Origin of the sequence: Streptomyces sp. NPDC085944 (assembly GCF_040686295.1) — a bacterium.
In the GTDB taxonomy this organism is placed as follows: Bacteria; Actinomycetota; Actinomycetes; order Streptomycetales; family Streptomycetaceae; genus Streptomyces; species Streptomyces salinarius.
Genome location: NZ_JBFBJX010000011.1, coordinates 182,563 through 198,529, shown reverse-complemented (window position 1 = coordinate 198,529; position 15,967 = coordinate 182,563). Strand labels below are relative to the sequence as shown.

Sequence of the window (15,967 nt, the reverse complement as noted above, 5' to 3'; positions counted from 1 at the left end):
AGATGTCCGCGATGCGGAAACGGAATCGGCGTCCTGTCTGCGGTCGGAGGCTTTCCACGACAGGTTGTCGACGGGGGGAGCCGTTCCTGTTACGGAACCGTGGACGACGCCCGCGGCCCGCGCGACCACCTCCGCACTATCCTCGCCCTGTTGTTCATGTGCGGGGGGAAGGCGGCGCGGCATGCGGAACTTGGGGGACGGGGACCCGCAGCACATCGGGGTATACCGGCTGCTGGGGCGGCTGGGCGCGGGCGGGATGGGGCACGTCTACCTGGCCCGCTCGGACCGCGGGCGCACCGTCGCCGTGAAGCTGGTGCGCGAGGAGCTGGCCGCCCTGGAGGAGTTCCGGGAGCGGTTCCGGCAGGAGGTCGAGTCCGCGCGCCGGGTCGGCGGGTACTGGACGGCGCCCGTACTCGACGCGGACACCGAGGCCGCGGTGCCGTGGGTCGCCACCGGGTACGTCGCGGGGCCCAGCCTCCAGCAGGTCGTCGGGCACGACCACGGTGCCCTGCCGGAACGCTCGGTGCGCACGCTGGGCGCCGGTCTGGCGCACGCGCTCCAGGACATCCACGCCGCCGGGATCGTCCACCGCGACCTCAAGCCGTCCAACGTCCTGGTCACCATCGACGGCCCCCGGGTCATCGACTTCGGCATCGCCCGCGCCCTGGAGACGGTGACCGACGGCGGCGTCACCCGTACCGGCGCGCTCGTCGGCTCGCCCGGCTTCATGGCGCCCGAGCAGGTGCGCGGCGACCGCGTCACGCCCGCGTGCGACGTCTTCTGCCTCGGCTCGGTCCTGGCCTACGCGGCCACGGGGAACCTGCCCTTCGGCAGCGCGAACAGCGGCGTGCACGCGCTGATGTTCCGCATCGCGCAGGAGGAGCCCGACCTGGCGGGCGTGCCCGAGGGCATCGCCGACCTCGTACGCGACTGCCTGAGGAAGGACCCCGCCGCGCGGCCGGGTCTCGCCGAGGTCCTGGAGCGCACGGGCGCGCAGGACACGGTCACCGGCGGCCGCTCCCGCGACCCGTGGCTGCCCAGCGCCCTGGTGGCCCAACTCGGACGCCACGCGGTACGCCTCCTGGACACGGAGAACCCGGAGTCCCCGGAGTCCACGGACGCGCCCGGGCCCGCCGCAACTCGCCCCGGCGCGCGGGGCCACGCGGGGCCCGACGGTGCGGGCTCTGGCGGCGGGGTGCCGGGTGGTGCGGGAGCTGTCGGTGCGGTGCCGGGTGGCGTGGGTGCCGGTGGCGGAGCGCCTGGCGGGGCGAGCACCGGCGGTGCGCCCGATGGTCCGCCGTCCGGAGTGCCCGGTGGTGCGCCCGATGGCCCGGCGTCCCGAGTACCCGGCGCTGCGGTGCCGGGTGCCGCGGGGCCCGCCGGCCCAGTGCCCGGGGGCGTGTGGCCCGGTGGCCCGGGGCCTGGTGGTGCGTCTGATGGTCCGGCGTCTGGAGTGCCTGGTGGTGCCCTTGATGGTCCGGCGTCCGGAGTGCCTGGTGGGGCGCCTGATGTTCGGGCGTCCGGAGTGCCTGGTGGTGCGCCCGGCGGTCCGGCGTCTGCCGGTGCCGTGCCCGGTGGCGCGGGTGCCGGGGACGCGGATGTCGCCCCGGGAGACGGCTCGGCGCCGGGTGGGCCGCCGCCCCCGCGGGAGCCGGGCACCGGTGGCACCCCGCTGAACCACCTCCCCACCCTCGTCGCCGGCCAGGGCCCGCCGACACCCCCGCCCACCACGCACGCCCACCCACATCCGTCCTACCCGGGATACGCCCCGGCCCAGGACCCTGGCTGGCCCTCGGCGCATCCCGGGTACCAGCACCCGGGGCACCAGCAGCCGTACGGCGGCGGCCTCGGCCCGACCCCGCCCCAGGGGCCCCCGCTCCCGTACGGCTTCCCGTACAACCCCCCGCCCGAGCCGCCCCGCAGCGCCCGCTCCACCGCGTTGCTGGTCGTCGTCGCCCTGGTCGTCGCGCTGGGCGCGGGCGGCACGGTCTACGCCCTGATGCGCGGGGACGGCGACAGCACCGCGGGCGGCGATCCGACGCCCACCCGGTCCACCGGCGCGCCGCAGAATCCCGGCACGTCCGACCCGGCGGCGGGCCAGTCGCCGTCGACCGGCTCGACCGCTCCGGCCGCCGACGAGGGCGCGGTGCCGGCCGCGTACGTGGGCGACTGGACGACCACCATCGACAACGCCTCCGGCACCCACCCCCGGAGCCTGACCATCGCGCAGGGCGAGGTCGGCGACACGGTGATGACCCTCGTGGCGGACGGCCCGACGGACACCGGCAGCTACCACTGCGTGTTCGAGGCGACCCTCGCCGCCGAGCCGAGTGCGGACGGCCCGCTGCGGCTCGGCCCGTCCCAGGTCAGGACCGGCCCGGCCACCAGCTGCGCCCCGGGCGGGTCCACCACGGTCACCGTGCTGCCCGACGGCAGCCTGCAGCGCACCAACGACGACACGGGCGAGTCCCTGGTCTACACCCGCCAGTGAGTGAGGCCGCGGTCCCGTCGCCGACGGTCACCGGGGCTCCGGCGGGCGCTGGCGGGGCATGTTCGGACGGGTGCCGTTCTGCGGGGGGACGGCGAACCGCCCGGCGCCTCCCGTGCCCCCGCCATCGGGGCGCGGCCCGTCCGCCACCGCGGCGGCGTGCGACCCCAGGGGCGCCGGACCCGGCCGGAAGCTCACCATCCAGTCCGACGTCTCCGCCCGCACCAGCTCCGTCACGTCCTCCGAGAACCGCCGCAGCACCAGCAGGCACCGCTCCGCGGCCTCGCTCGCCGTCCCCTCGGCCGGTCCCAGCACCTCCCGTACGCTCTCCGACGCCCAGTCGAACTGGAGAGTCTGGAGCCGGCGCTGCACCGCCTGTGCCGTGGCCACGTCCCGCATCCACCCGGACGTGACCCCGAAATACCGGTCACCCGCCACGCACGCCACCGCCCACAGCAGCGCCAGATACCCCCAGCCCGCGACCCCGCCGCCCACCACCCCGGACAGGTCGAGCAGCGGCAGCGCCGCCCCGGCGACCGCGCCCACCGCGGCCCCGCACCGCAGCAGCACGGCGCCGCGCCGCTTCCACACCCGGTCCGCGAGATACCAGGCCGCCGTGTCCAGCGCGCCCCGCTCCACCCACCGGTACAGCTCGTCGAGGCGCTCGGCGGGCAGCGTCCAGTCCCCGTGGGGAAACGCCCGCCCGGTCAGGTCGCCCGGCAGCGGTCCCGCCGCCCTCTCGCCGTCCCGCCCGTGCTGCGGCGGCCCCTCGGGCTGCATCTCCGGCTGACCCACCCGGCACTCCCTACTGCTCGCCGTACCGCTTGCCGTCCGCGAGGACTCATGCGCCGGAATCCTGCGCCGGAACACTGTGCCGAAACCCTTCCTACCGCCCAATGGGTGGCGAAGAGCCGGGTTCCGCCGCTTTTCCGCCCGGAAGAGGGCGTTGATCAGGTATAGGGCGACGACGGCATCACTCGAAAGAGTGCTGGGGCGAGGGCCGCCCGGACCACGTAGGCTCGTGCCGAACGGCAAAACCGTCGTGACCGGACTTGATGGGAGCTGAACGTGATCCCCGGTGGTGGCCAGCCCAACATGCAGCAGCTGCTCCAGCAGGCCCAGAAGATGCAGCAGGACCTGGCGAAGGCCCAGGAGGAACTGGCGCAGACCGAGGTCGACGGCCAGGCGGGCGGCGGCCTGGTGAAGGCCACGGTCACCGGCTCCGGCGAGCTGCGCGGCCTCAAGATCGACCCGAAGGCGGTGGACCCGGAGGACACCGAGACCCTCGCCGACCTGGTCGTCGCGGCCGTCCAGGCGGCCAACGAGAACGCGCAGAACCTCCAGCAGCAGAAGCTCGGCCCGCTCGCCCAGGGGCTGGGCGGCGGCACCGGCATCCCCGGCCTGCCGTTCTGAGCCGTCTCCCCGGTTCGCCTTTCTCAGACCGGCCGAAGCCATCTACCGTACGTAGTGCACGAACCTCAGGAAGGACGGCAGTCCGTTGTACGAAGGCGTGGTCCAGGACCTCATCGACGAACTCGGGCGGCTGCCCGGCGTCGGTCCCAAGAGCGCGCAGCGGATCGCCTTCCACGTCCTGCAGGCCGAGCCGACCGACGTACGGCGGCTCGCCCAGGCCCTCATGGAAGTGAAGGCCAAAGTTCGCTTCTGTGCGACCTGCGGAAACGTCGCGCAGGAGGAGCAGTGCAACATCTGCCGCGACACCCGGCGCGACCCTTCCGTCATCTGCGTGGTGGAGGAGCCGAAGGACGTCGTCGCCATCGAGCGCACCCGCGAGTTCCGCGGGCGCTACCACGTGCTCGGCGGCGCGATCAGCCCGATCGACGGGGTCGGCCCCGACGACCTCCGCATCCGTGAGCTGCTGGCCCGCCTGGCGGACGGCACGGTCACGGAGCTGATCCTGGCCACGGACCCGAATCTGGAGGGCGAGGCCACGGCCACGTACCTCGCCCGCATGATCAAGCCCATGGGCCTCAAGGTCACCCGCCTGGCCAGCGGCCTCCCGGTGGGTGGCGACCTGGAGTACGCGGACGAGGTGACCCTCGGCCGCGCCTTCGAGGGGAGACGACTCCTAGATGTCTGACGCCACGCTGCACGCGACCGACCAGAACCCGGACGACTTCGCGGTCCAGATCGCCGACCAGATCGAGAGCTTCCTGGTGGCCGTCACCGAGGTGGCGAAGGGCGACGAGCCGGACTCCGCCGTCCCCTTCCTCCTCCTGGAGGTCTCCCAGCTGATGCTGGCCGGGGGGCGCCTGGGCGCCCACGAGGACATCGTCCCCGACGAGCGCTACGAGCCCGACCCGGGCCCGGAGCAGGACGTGGACCAGCTCCGCGAGAACCTGGCCCGTCTCCTCGACCCGATCGACGTCTACTCCGAGGTCTTCGACCCCTACGAGCCGCGCAAGGCCCCGGTCCCGGCCCGGATCTCCGACGACCTCACCGACGTCATCACCGACCTGCGCCACGGCATGGTCCACTACAAGGCCGGCCGCACCACGGAGGCCTTGTGGTGGTGGCAGTTCTCCTACTTCTCCAACTGGGGCTCCACCGCCTCCGCCACCCTGCGCGCCCTCCAGTCGGTCGTCGCCCACGTCCGCCTGAACCAGCCCCTGGAGGAGCTGAACGGCCTCGACACCGACCAGGAGCTGGGCGACGAGACCCTGGAGTCGGAGGCGGGGCGGGTCATGGTCCGGGAGATCGCGGGCCCGCTGGGGCTGCGCCCGGTGAAGTAGGTCACGCACACCGCCCCGATCGCCTACGCTCGGTAGCCACGAGCGGTCGGAGGTGGGCGCCGTGCCGAACCCGAACAACAACTCCCAGCCACCCGCGGCCTGGTGCTGCAGCGGCAACCAGATCAAACGCTGGCGCACCCTGGCCAACGTCAGCCGCGAGGCCCTGGCCACCGCCGCCAACTATGCCCCCGAGACCGTCTCGTCCATGGAACGCGGCGTACGGATGCCGTCCCCAAGGCTCTTGGACGTCGCGGACGAACTGTGCGGCGCACAGGGCATGCTGAGCGCGGCGAGGAAGTACGTGCGCAGAGCGGTATTCGGCGCGTGCGGTGGACTTCATCGAGCGGAAGCGCGAGGCGACGAGTCTGTGGTGGTACGAAGTCGCGCTCGTTCCTGGGTTGTTGCAGACGCGGACTTACGCACAGGCACTCATCGACAACCGCATCGCGCCCCTCGACGAGGAGACGGTGGAGGAGCGGGTCACCGCCCGGATGGAGCGACAGGAGATCCTCACCGCACGCAGGCCGCCGGTGGGGCTGAGCTTCATGGAGGGCGCGTTCGCCAGCGAACTTTCGGCTGATGCGGGTGTTGTCAGCCGGGTGACCGAGCGGCTAAGCATGATCCGCACGCGGGCTCTCGACCCCGATGAGTCCGCCCGTTTCATCAAGCGGATGGTGAATCAGACGTGAGCAACCAGCTGAACTGGTTCAAGTCGAGCTACAGCGACAACGAAGGCGGCGCCTGCGTCGAGGTCGCGCATTGCGGCGCGATACACGTCCGCGACTCCAAGTCCGCCCCCACGGGCCCCGAGTTCCAGGTCTCGGCCCCCGCCTGGGCGGCGTTCATCGCCGCAGTTCAGCCCGGAGCTTGAGCCCCGGGACCCGAGCTCTTCCCTTGGTTTTCTGGTCTGGTTGAAATACCCAACCAACCAAGTCTGAACGCGAGTTGAGGCGTCGTACCTCAATAGGGTGACGTTCCGTGATCGGCTTGCGCCGGTGTGTAAAGCCGCCCTAGGTTCGCGGCAAACGACCACAAAGGTCGGCCCCGGCGGTGCGCCAACACCAATCCGGGACCTGACCGACGCATCGAAGGAAACAGCTCCGATGGCGGCTTCAACCAAGCCTAGTCCCGCCCTCCCCTCCCCGTCCCACCCGATGGCCAATCCGGGCTACGGAAAACGCCTCGCGGGCGATGAAGACCCGCACGCCGACCCGGACTTCGCACATCTGCTCCCGCGTGACGCCGAAGTCGCCGTCTTCATCGACCACCTCGACGACGGCCACGCGATGGGCCACAAGGTGATCGCGGCGGAACACCCGCGCTACGGCCAGCAGGCGACGCGCTCGTCGCTGAGTCGCATCACCGAAGCCGGCCACCTGCGCTGGATCAAGGAACACATCACCGTCGAGGACAACACCATGCGGTGGGTCACGCGGACGTACTGGTCGCGTACCCGCAGGTCGGCGGAGTGGTGGGCGGAGTTCGCGCGGCAGCGCGACGGCCGGATCGTGCCCGGTGACCTCCGCCCCGGTCTGGCCCGCACCGACGAGCCCGAGCTGCCCGAACCCGAGCCGCAGCCCGAGTCCGGCACGGACCCGGAGTCGAGTGCCCCGTACCTCACCCTCGCCGCGATCCGCGAAGCGGAACCCCGCATGCGCCTGTCCGAGGCCGACTGCCGGTCCCTCGCCGCCCTGGCCGAGGAATGGCTGACGCGGGGCGCGACACCCCAGGACATCACCCGCGCGGTGACCGACGGCCTTCCCGCGACCGTGAACAACCCGGGCGGCCTCGCCCGCAACCGACTGGAGAACAGGATGCCCCCGAAGAAGGCGAAGATCCGTCAGAAGGCGGCCCCGCGTCGCGCTCGGGTGACCCGCGCCGTCATGGCCTGCATGAGCTGCGACGCGGACGAGCGGACGACGGAGATCAGGGGCGGCATGTGCCCCGACTGCCGCGCCGAGTACGAGGCGGCCGTGGCGGCCGAGGAGGCCGGTCTGCTGGACGCCGGGTACGTGCCGGACACGTTCCTGGCCGCCCCCGACGCGGTGTACGAGGTTGTCGACGTCCCCCGCCGCGCGGCCGAGGTGCGCGCGGCGGCCGGCCTTCCGCCGAGGACGGAACGCGCGCTGTGAGCGTGCGGGAGGCACCGATCGGGGCACCATGGTGTCGAGGAGGCGACGCCATGACCCCCAGGACCGAGCACCGGCCCGATATGTCCGTCGAGGAGTTCGAGGAACTCGACCGCCGTGCACCCGAGCTGGTGCGGCTGGAGTTCATCAGGGGAAGGGTCGCGGTCAAGCCCATGCCGGACGGCAACCACAGTGAGATCGTCGCTTGGCTGCAAAGGCTCTGTATGCAGCACCGCCCCGATCTCTGGCTGCACGCGGAGCGAGGCCTCAAGACGGAGGCGTACCGCAAGGGGCGAGCACGAGCGGACGGGGTACTGGTTCCCCCGGGCGCCTTCAAGGGACACGGTGGGTGGCCGGCGCCCGACGACGCACTGATGGCCGTGGAAGTCACCTCGCGGGACGCGGATGCCGCACGGCGGGACCGTGTGGACAAGCCCGATGGGTATGCGGCCGCCGGGATCCCGGTCTACCTCCTCATCGACCGGGAAAGCTGCTCCGTCGTCGTGTTCGACCAACCGGAGAACGGCAGCTACCAGCACGAGGAGAGGTTGCACTTCGGTGCGACGGTGCACCTCCCCGCCCCCGTCGACATCACTCTCGACACCGAGCCCCTCAAGGAGCTGGCGGACTGAGGCCTCTCACTTGTGAACGTGTGATGCACGGCACTTTTCCGAGTGACCCGCCGCCCCCTGGGCATGAGCCAGCCTGAGCGAGTACCCGGGTCTCACCATGCGATACCGCAGGGGGGAAATCCGGACGCTCGGTAAAATGAGCCGACCGCAGTACATATAGGTACGTGCGGAAAGAGACGGATGAGCGAGGAGCGCACGTGGGCCTTGTCGTGCAGAAGTACGGAGGCTCCTCCGTAGCCGATGCCGAAGGCATCAAGCGCGTCGCCAAGCGGATCGTGGAAGCGAAGAAGAACGGCAACCAGGTGGTCGCCGTCGTTTCCGCGATGGGCGACACGACGGACGAGCTGATCGATCTCGCCGAGCAGGTTTCCCCGATCCCTGCCGGACGTGAACTCGACATGCTGCTGACCGCCGGAGAGCGTATCTCCATGGCGCTGCTGGCCATGGCGATCAAAAACCTGGGGCACGAGGCCCAGTCGTTCACCGGCAGCCAGGCAGGAGTCATCACCGACTCGGTCCACAACAAGGCCCGGATCATCGACGTCACGCCAGGGCGCATCCGCACCTCGGTGGACGAGGGCAACGTCGCCATCGTGGCCGGCTTCCAGGGAGTCAGCCAGGACAGCAAGGACATCACCACGCTGGGCCGCGGCGGCTCCGACACCACGGCCGTCGCCCTCGCCGCCGCGCTCGACGCGGACGTCTGCGAGATCTACACCGACGTCGACGGCGTGTTCACCGCCGACCCGCGCGTGGTGCCGAAGGCGAAGAAGATCGACTGGATCTCCTTCGAGGACATGCTGGAGCTCGCTGCCTCCGGCTCCAAGGTGCTGCTGCACCGTTGCGTGGAGTACGCCCGCCGGTACAACATCCCGATCCACGTGCGGTCCAGCTTCAGTGGACTGCAGGGCACGTGGGTCAGCAGCGAGCCGATCAAGCAAGGGGAAAAGCACGTGGAGCAGGCCCTCATCTCCGGAGTCGCGCACGACACCTCCGAGGCCAAGGTCACGGTTGTCGGCGTGCCCGACAAGCCGGGCGAGGCGGCCGCGATCTTCCGCGCCATCGCCGACGCCCAGGTCAACATCGACATGGTCGTGCAGAACGTGTCCGCCGCCTCCACCGGTCTGACGGACATCTCGTTCACGCTGCCCAAGACCGAGGGCCGCAAGGCCATCGACGCGCTGGAGAAGAACCGCCCGGGCATCGGCTTCGACTCGCTGCGCTACGACGACCAGATCGGCAAGATCTCCCTGGTCGGCGCGGGGATGAAGAGCAACCCGGGCGTCACCGCCGACTTCTTCACCGCGCTCTCCGACGCCGGGGTGAACATCGAGCTCATCTCGACCTCCGAGATCCGCATCTCGGTCGTCACCCGCAAGGACGACGTGAACGAGGCCGTGCGCGCCGTGCACACCGCCTTCGGGCTCGACTCCGACCGTGACGAGGCCGTCGTCTACGGGGGCACCGGGCGCTGATGTCCGCTGCGGAAGGCGCCGGCCCGGGTGGCAGCCGCACGGGCCGGCCCACGCTCGCCGTCGTGGGCGCGACCGGTGCCGTGGGCTCGGTCATGCTCCAGATCCTGTCCCAGCACGCTGACGTCTGGGGCGACATCCGCCTGATCGCCTCCTCGCGCTCGGCCGGCCGCAAGCTGGCCGTGCGCGGGGAGGAGGTCGAGGTCGTCGCGTTGAGCGAAGAGGCCTTCGACGGGGTCGACGTCGCCATGTTCGACGTGCCCGACGAGGTCTCCGCGCAGTGGGCGCCCGTGGCCGCCGCCAAGGGCGTGGTGGTGGTCGACAACTCGGGCGCGTTCCGGATGGACCCGGACGTGCCGCTCGTCGTGCCCGAGGTCAATCCGCACGCGGTGCGGATGAGGCCGCGCGGGATCGTCGCCAACCCGAACTGCACGACGCTCTCCATGATCGTGGCGCTGGGCGCGCTGCACGCCGAGTTCGGGCTGCGCGAGCTGGTCGCCTCCTCGTACCAGGCGGTCAGCGGCGCCGGGCGGGACGGCGTGGACACGCTGCGCCGGCAGCTGTCGCTGGTGGCCGGCACCGAGCTGGGGACGCACCCCGGCGACGTACGCCGGGCCGTCGGCGACGGCACCGGGCCGTTCCCGGAGCCGGTCGCGCTGAACGTCGTGCCGTGGGCCGGATCGCTGCGGGAGGACGGCTGGTCGTCGGAGGAGATGAAGGTGCGGGACGAGTCCCGCAAGATCCTCGGGCTGCCGAACCTCCCGGTCGCGGTGACGTGCGTACGGGTGCCGGTCGTCACCACCCACTCCCTGACCGTGCACGCCCGGTTCGAGGGTGAGGTCAGTGTCGAGGGGGCCCGGGAGATCCTGGCCACCGCGCCCGGCGTCGTCCTGTTCGACAACCCGGCCGCGGGGGAGTTCCCCACGCCCGCCGACGCGGTCGGCACCGACCCGACCTGGGTCGGCCGGGTGCGCCGGGCCCTGGACGACCCGACCGCGCTCGAACTCTTCGTCTGCGGGGACAACCTGCGCAAGGGTGCCGCGCTGAACACCGCCCAGATCGCGGAGCTGGTGGCGGCCGAGTTCGCCTGACCGTCGGTCAACTGTGGACCGGTGGGCGAAAAGCGCCGGCCGTCGTGGGTCCCGTTTGTAGGATCCATGGACGAGATGTGATCCGGAAGTTGGTCCGGACTACTTGTACCGGGCATCCGTGCCGTCAGAGGATTTTCTCCCCGCCCTCCGCAACCGCGCGAGCGGCGGGGAGCGTCTTTGCGGTCACCATTCGGGGCGCGGGGACGCGTGGGTCGGCGTGGGGACGCCGAGGACGGGCGCGGGGACGTTCGTTCACACGGGACATAGGGGAAGAGCGGACGATGACGGCCTATGACGTACCGTCAGGCGGGCGACTGCCCGGGAGACTCCCCGGGCGGCGGTCCGGCGGCAGACACGGGAACGTGACGACCGGCACGTACAACCCTCACGGGGGTGGACGTGTCCAACTGGCGTGGCAGAGGTTCTCGAATTCACCGCAGGGGCACGGAGCGCGGCGCTGCGCCCGCCCGTCCCGCCCGCCCGGTCCGTCCGTCCCCGTGTGGCCGGTCCGGCCGGTGGCATGCCGGTGATCGCGCCCATGCCCGCAGCGCGGCCGGCCCGCATATCGAACCAGCGCGACGGAGCCGAGGACGTGGCGGCGGGTACCACCGTCGACCACCTCACCGAGACCTACCGGGCGCACTACCGCTCGCTGCTCGGCCTCGCCGCCCTCCTCCTCGACGACACGGCCTCCTGCGAGGACGTGGTCCAGGAGGCCTTCATCCGCGTCCACTCGGCGCGCAAGCGCGTCCGGGACCCGGAGAAGACCCTGGCGTACCTGCGCCAGACCGTCGTCAACCTCTCGCGCTCGGCGCTGCGCCGCCGCATCCTCGGCCTCAAGCTGCTCTCCAAGCCCATGCCGGACATGGCGAGCGCGGAGGAGGGCGCCTACGACCAGCTGGAGCGGGACTCCCTGATCAAGGCGATGAAGGGACTGCAGCGCCGGCAGCGCGAGGTGCTGGTCCTGCGGTACTTCGCCGACATGACGGAGGCCCAGGTCGCCGAGACGCTCGGCATATCCCTGGGCTCGGTCAAGGCGTACGGTTCGCGCGGGATCGCGGCGCTCAGGGTGGCCATGGAGGCGCCGGCATGAGCGACGGCAACGACGCGCGACGGGACGACGGCCACGAGGGTCACGACGTGCGACCGGACGCCCGCGACACCCGCGACGCGCCCGCCGGGTCGGACGGGCGGGAGCAGCACAGGCACAAGCACACGCACCCTGGGAACGGAACTGTGAACCACGGCCCCGCCGAGCAGGGCCCCGACGCCGAGGGACCCGACAGGCCGACCGTCGACGGGCCGGCCGTCGACGAGGCCGCCCTGCGCGCGATGATGCAGCGGGCGGTCGGCGAGATCGAGCCGAGCGACGGCACCCTGGAGCACCTGCGGCGCGCCGTGCCCGCCCGGCGGGCCCGCAAGCGCCAGGCCTTCGTCGGCGCGGCCGCCGCCGTCCTCTTCCTCGGCACGGCGGTCCCCGCCCTCGTGCATGTCTCCAACTCCGCCGGCGCGGGTGCCGACCCGTCCGTCGCGGGCAACGCCTCACAGGCCCAGGGCGGCGCCTCCCAGGGCAAGGATCCGGCCGGCGGCCAGAGCGGCATCGCCGGTTCCGGGGACACCGCCGAGGGCAAGGACAAGGCCGGTCCCGAGGAGACGCCGGACGGCAAGGAGAGCGGCGCGGCGGCGGGCACGTCCCCCACGGACGTCCCCAGCGCCTCCAGCCCCGCCGCCGTCCCCGCCTGCGCGCCGGGCTCGCTCGACCCGGCCGTCGCCAGCAGCGCGGACCCCGACTCCACGGGCGTGGTCTACGGCTCCTTCCGGGTCACCAACGTCTCCTCGGACGGCTGTACGGTCACCGGTCCCGGCAGTGTCGTCACCGCCTCGGCGGGCGCCGCGGACGCCGACCGGATCGGCACCGCGCGGCACGCCGCCGGGGACGCCGCGGCCGGTCTGCCCGACCCGTCGCTGGAGGCGCCCACGCTGACCCTGGCGCCGGGCGCCGCGTACGAGGTGCGGTTCGCCTGGGTGCCCTCGGAGACCTGCCCCACCGCCGGCGGTCCCACCGGCGGCGGCACGGGCGGGCCCTCGCCCGATCCCTCGCCCACCGGGGGCACGACCACGTCGGCGGGCAGCTCCGCAGGCGGCGGCGGCGGCGGTGGTGGTGGCGGTGGCGGAGAGGCGGGGCCCACGACCCAGCTGGTCACCGCGGACGGCCCGGCCGAGGGAAGCGTGTCGGTGACGTACACCCCCGAGGGCGGCTCCGGCTCGGCGTTGGCCACGGTGGCCAACGCGTGCGTGGGGACCGTGTACTGGACGGGGCTGCTGGCGGACCCGGCGGCGTAACCCCAGAGGCTCAGGAGGTGAGCCCCGCCTTGGGCTCACCCACCTCGTCCCCGGAGGGCTCGGGCTCGGCGGACTCACCGGCGTCCCCGGTCCTACCGGGCTCCTCGTCCTCCGTGACGAGGCCCAGCTCCGCGTCCCGGGCGAGTTCGAGTTCGCGGCGCGCCAGCCGGAACCACATGAAGATGACGAAGCCGACGAAGGCGAACCACTCGGCGGTGTAGCCGAGGTTCTGGAAGGCCTTCAGATCGAGCCCCGTGCCCTGCGGCGTACTCACCGGCACGGCCGGCATCCCGGAGTCGCCCTCGTTCAGCGTGACCCACGCGTCGTACACGTCGTACGGCACCAGGTTGAGCAGCGTCGCCGCGTTGATCGCGCCGGTCTGCCCCTCGGGCCACCCGGAGCGTCCGCTGACACCGTTGCTGCCGGGGGACTCGGCGGCCTGGAGCGCCCCGGTGACGGTGACCTCGCCGGTGGGAGGGGCCGGGGCCTTCGCCGGGTCGGGCTCGCCGGGCAGCCAGCCGCGCACGACGGGCAGCGCCCTGCCGGCGTCGGTGCGCAGGAGGGTGAGGACGTAGAAACCCTCCCGGTCGTCCAGCTTCCGCTCCGGGACCAGCAGCTGATCGTCGTACCGGCCGGTGACGGTGGTCTGCTTGCCGACCGTCGCCTTGTCCACGGGCAGCAGCTCCGCCAGCGGGCGCGCCGCTTTGCTGCGGGCCGACTCGTGCTGCGTGGTGGCGGTCTCGTGGTCCTGCACCCGGTCCTCGAAGCGGCCGAGCTGCCAGGAACCCATGAAGATGCAGAACGGGATGGCCAGGACGACGAAGACGTTGATCCCCCACCATCGGGGCGTCAGCAGAAACCGGTACACGCCTTCCACGGTACGGTGCGCGCCCGGAGACCTCTGCCGCGGGGCTGTGGAAAACGTGGGGGAGGGGGAACGGGCCGGGGGAGGTTGTCCACAGGCTGGGGATCTCTTCTGCGCGTTGTGGCCCGGTCGGGGCAGTATGGGGCCATGACTGAGAGCAACGGGTCCGTTCCGCCGGACATGGATACGGCCGTGGACGCGGACAGGGACGAGCGGACCGTGGACGGGCGGGACGTGGACGAGCGGCGCACGCGGGGCGAGCAGGCGCCCGACTGGGAGAAGCGGTTCCGGGCGCCGAGGGTGTCGCTGCCCGACTGGGCCGAGGACGCCCCGGACCGCTCCCTGTTCGTGTCGAACGCGACGGGGACGTACGAGCTGTACGCCTGGGACCGCGCGAGCGGCGAGCAGCGCCAGGTCACGGACCGGCCCAACGGCACGACGGACGGGGCGCTCGCGCCCGACGGCGAGTGGATCTGGTGGTTCGACGACAAGGACGGCGACGAGTTCGGCGTCTGGCGCCGCCAGCCCTTCGCGGGCGGCGAGGACGAGCTCGCCGTGCCCGGCCTCGACCCCTCCTACCCGGCGGGCCTCGCCCTCGGCCGGGACGGGCGCACGGCGGTGGTCGGCCGCTCGACGGACGAGGACGGTACGACGATCCACCTCGCCCACGCGGGCGGGCCCCCGGCGGAGATCTACCGGCACCGTGAGTCCGCGGGCGTCGGCGACCTCTCCCACGACGGCTCCCTCATCGCGATCGAGCACACCGAGCACGGCGACGCCATGCACTCGGCGCTGCGCGTCCTGCGCCCCGACGGCAGCACGGTCGCCGAGCTGGACGACACCGAGGGCGGCGAGAAGGAGCTGGGCCTCGAGGTCCTGGGCTTCGCGCCGGTCGACGGCGACACCCGGCTGCTCGTCGGCCACCAGCGCCGGGGCCGCTGGGAGCCCCTGGTGTGGGACGTGGCGACGGGGGAGCAGACCGACCTCGCGCTGGAGCTGCCGGGCGACGTGAGCGCGGAGTGGTATCCGGACGGCTCCGGGCTGTTGATCGTGCACGGTTTCGAGGCCCGCAGCGAGCTGTTCCGCTACGACTTCGCCGAGCGTGTCCTGACGGAGATCGACACCCCCGCCGGCACCGTCTCGGGGGCCACGGCCCGCCCCGACGGCAGCGTGGAGTACCTGTGGTCCTCGGCCGCCGAGCCGTCGGCCGTCCGCTCCACCACCGGCCGCGTCGTCCTGGACCCGCCCGGCCTGAAGTCGCCCCGCTCGGTCCCGGTGGAGGACGTGTGGGTGGAGGGGCCCGGAGGCCGCATCCACGCCCTGGTCCAGAAGCCGGCCGGGGCGGCCGGTCCGCTGCCGACGGTCTTCGACATCCACGGCGGTCCGACCTGGCACGACAGCGACTCCTTCGCCGCGGGCCCGGCCGCCTGGGTCGACCACGGGTACGCGGTGGTCCGGGTCAACTACCGGGGCTCCACCGGGTACGGCCGGGCCTGGACCGACGCCCTCAAGCACCGGGTGGGCCTCATCGAGCTGGAGGACATCGCGGCGGTGCGGGAGTGGGCGGTGACCTCGGGCCTCGCGGACCCCGAGCGTCTGATCCTCACCGGCGGCTCCTGGGGCGGCTATCTCACCCTCCTCGGCATCGGCACCCAGCCCGAGGCGTGGACGCTGGGCATCGCGGCCGTGCCGGTCGCCGACTACGTCACGGCGTACCACGACGAGATGGAGGGCCTCAAAGCCCTCGACCGCACCCTGCTGGGCGGCACCCCCGAGGAGGTCCCCGAGCGCTTCGAGGCCTCCTCACCGCTGACCTACGTCGACGACGTCAAGGCCCCGGTGTACATCTCCGCCGGGGTCAACGACCCGCGCTGCCCCATCCGCCAGGTCGAGAACTACGTCGAGCGCCTGGAGGCCAGGGGCGCCGTCCACGAGGTCTACCGCTACGACGCGGGCCACGGCTCCCTGGTCGTCGACGAACGCATCAAGCAGGTCGCCCTGGAACTGGACTTCGCGAGAAGGCACTTGCCGAAGCGGTGAAACCCCTCGGCCGACCGGGGGCGTTCGTCGGGTGGCTTCTCGGCCGCCCCAGGCGTTCGTCGGGGTGGCTTTCTCGGCCGCCCGGGGCGGTCTTCGGGGTGGCTGCCTGGCCGACCGGGGCGGGTGGTGGGTGGGCGTAGGCCGGGGCCCAGGGGGC

Annotated in this window: 15 protein-coding genes and 1 pseudogene; 14 read left to right on the top strand and 2 right to left on the bottom strand. The window is 72.4% G+C overall.

Annotated elements, in window-relative coordinates:
* Window positions 1-181 precede the first annotated feature (181 nt).
* Window positions 182-2,491, top strand: a complete 2,310-nt coding sequence (locus AB0P07_RS22875) for a serine/threonine-protein kinase (RefSeq protein ID WP_365553232.1) — start codon at window positions 182-184, stop codon at window positions 2,489-2,491.
* Between the two features lie 27 nt (window positions 2,492-2,518).
* On the opposite strand, the gene AB0P07_RS22870 is transcribed toward AB0P07_RS22875, so the two are convergent.
* Window positions 2,519-3,283: an SLATT domain-containing protein gene (locus AB0P07_RS22870; protein ID WP_365553230.1), complete on the bottom strand. Its 765-nt coding sequence runs from the start codon at window positions 3,281-3,283 to the stop codon at window positions 2,519-2,521.
* Window positions 3,284-3,556: 273 nt separating this feature from the next.
* On the opposite strand from AB0P07_RS22870, the gene AB0P07_RS22865 reads away from it, so the two are divergent.
* From AB0P07_RS22865 to AB0P07_RS22810, 12 genes and pseudogenes are all read left to right on the top strand, one after another.
* On the top strand, window positions 3,557-3,901 hold the full coding sequence (locus tag AB0P07_RS22865) for a YbaB/EbfC family nucleoid-associated protein (protein WP_365553228.1): 345 nt from the start codon (window positions 3,557-3,559) through the stop codon (window positions 3,899-3,901).
* Between the two features lie 85 nt (window positions 3,902-3,986).
* Complete coding sequence (gene recR / locus AB0P07_RS22860; protein WP_031042987.1) at window positions 3,987-4,586, top strand: recombination mediator RecR; 600 nt, start codon at window positions 3,987-3,989, stop codon at window positions 4,584-4,586.
* Window positions 4,579-5,238: a DUF5063 domain-containing protein gene (locus AB0P07_RS22855; RefSeq protein WP_365553226.1), complete on the top strand. Its 660-nt coding sequence runs from the start codon at window positions 4,579-4,581 to the stop codon at window positions 5,236-5,238. Before recR ends, AB0P07_RS22855 begins: the two co-directional genes overlap by 8 nt.
* 52 nt (window positions 5,239-5,290) lie before the next feature.
* Window positions 5,291-5,455 (top strand): annotated as a pseudogene (locus AB0P07_RS22850) (helix-turn-helix transcriptional regulator); the annotation flags it as partial.
* 112 nt (window positions 5,456-5,567) lie between these two features.
* Window positions 5,568-5,927: a Scr1 family TA system antitoxin-like transcriptional regulator gene (locus AB0P07_RS22845; RefSeq protein ID WP_365553224.1), complete on the top strand. Its 360-nt coding sequence runs from the start codon at window positions 5,568-5,570 to the stop codon at window positions 5,925-5,927.
* Window positions 5,924-6,109: a DUF397 domain-containing protein gene (locus AB0P07_RS22840; RefSeq protein ID WP_365553222.1), complete on the top strand. Its 186-nt coding sequence runs from the start codon at window positions 5,924-5,926 to the stop codon at window positions 6,107-6,109. The genes AB0P07_RS22845 and AB0P07_RS22840 overlap by 4 nt, the downstream gene beginning before the upstream one ends.
* Window positions 6,110-6,392: 283 nt before the next feature.
* Complete coding sequence (locus tag AB0P07_RS22835; protein WP_365553220.1) at window positions 6,393-7,370, top strand: hypothetical protein; 978 nt, start codon at window positions 6,393-6,395, stop codon at window positions 7,368-7,370.
* 50 nt (window positions 7,371-7,420) lie between these two features.
* Window positions 7,421-7,999, top strand: coding sequence for a Uma2 family endonuclease (locus tag AB0P07_RS22830; RefSeq protein ID WP_365553218.1), 579 nt, complete (start codon window positions 7,421-7,423; stop codon window positions 7,997-7,999).
* Between the two features lie 197 nt (window positions 8,000-8,196).
* On the top strand, window positions 8,197-9,474 hold the full coding sequence (locus AB0P07_RS22825) for an aspartate kinase (RefSeq protein WP_061443392.1): 1,278 nt from the start codon (window positions 8,197-8,199) through the stop codon (window positions 9,472-9,474).
* Window positions 9,474-10,562 carry an aspartate-semialdehyde dehydrogenase gene (locus AB0P07_RS22820; RefSeq protein ID WP_365553215.1) on the top strand — a complete coding sequence of 363 codons (1,089 nt, stop codon included), beginning with the start codon at window positions 9,474-9,476 and terminating at the stop codon, window positions 10,560-10,562. Before AB0P07_RS22825 ends, AB0P07_RS22820 begins: the two co-directional genes overlap by 1 nt.
* A gap of 520 nt (window positions 10,563-11,082) precedes the next feature.
* Window positions 11,083-11,655 (top strand): SigE family RNA polymerase sigma factor, encoded by a 573-nt coding sequence (locus AB0P07_RS22815; protein WP_030183825.1) that lies wholly within the window; start codon window positions 11,083-11,085, stop codon window positions 11,653-11,655.
* The gene (locus tag AB0P07_RS22810; RefSeq protein ID WP_365553213.1) at window positions 11,652-12,905 is read left to right on the top strand and encodes a hypothetical protein; all 1,254 of its coding nucleotides are present in this window, start codon (window positions 11,652-11,654) and stop codon (window positions 12,903-12,905) included. The genes AB0P07_RS22815 and AB0P07_RS22810 overlap by 4 nt, the downstream gene beginning before the upstream one ends.
* Window positions 12,906-12,915: 10 nt before the next feature.
* On the opposite strand, the gene AB0P07_RS22805 is transcribed toward AB0P07_RS22810, so the two are convergent.
* Window positions 12,916-13,773, bottom strand: coding sequence for an SURF1 family protein (locus tag AB0P07_RS22805; protein ID WP_365553211.1), 858 nt, complete (start codon window positions 13,771-13,773; stop codon window positions 12,916-12,918).
* 144 nt (window positions 13,774-13,917) lie between these two features.
* Here AB0P07_RS22805 and AB0P07_RS22800 point away from each other — a divergent pair, with 144 nt between their 5' ends.
* Window positions 13,918-15,810: a prolyl oligopeptidase family serine peptidase gene (locus tag AB0P07_RS22800; protein WP_365553210.1), complete on the top strand. Its 1,893-nt coding sequence runs from the start codon at window positions 13,918-13,920 to the stop codon at window positions 15,808-15,810.
* Window positions 15,811-15,967: the final 157 nt, after the last annotated feature.

Coding starts and splice junctions, on each gene's coding strand:
- AB0P07_RS22875 (WP_365553232.1), top strand. CDS start 182: ATGCGGAACTTGGGGGACGGGGACCCGCAGCACATCGGGGTATACCGG.
- AB0P07_RS22855 (WP_365553226.1), top strand. CDS start 4,579: ATGTCTGACGCCACGCTGCACGCGACCGACCAGAACCCGGACGACTTC.
- AB0P07_RS22835 (WP_365553220.1), top strand. CDS start 6,393: ATGGCCAATCCGGGCTACGGAAAACGCCTCGCGGGCGATGAAGACCCG.
- AB0P07_RS22830 (WP_365553218.1), top strand. CDS start 7,421: ATGACCCCCAGGACCGAGCACCGGCCCGATATGTCCGTCGAGGAGTTC.
- AB0P07_RS22820 (WP_365553215.1), top strand. CDS start 9,474: ATGTCCGCTGCGGAAGGCGCCGGCCCGGGTGGCAGCCGCACGGGCCGG.
- AB0P07_RS22815 (WP_030183825.1), top strand. CDS start 11,083: ATGCCGGTGATCGCGCCCATGCCCGCAGCGCGGCCGGCCCGCATATCG.
- AB0P07_RS22810 (WP_365553213.1), top strand. CDS start 11,652: ATGAGCGACGGCAACGACGCGCGACGGGACGACGGCCACGAGGGTCAC.
- AB0P07_RS22800 (WP_365553210.1), top strand. CDS start 13,918: ATGACTGAGAGCAACGGGTCCGTTCCGCCGGACATGGATACGGCCGTG.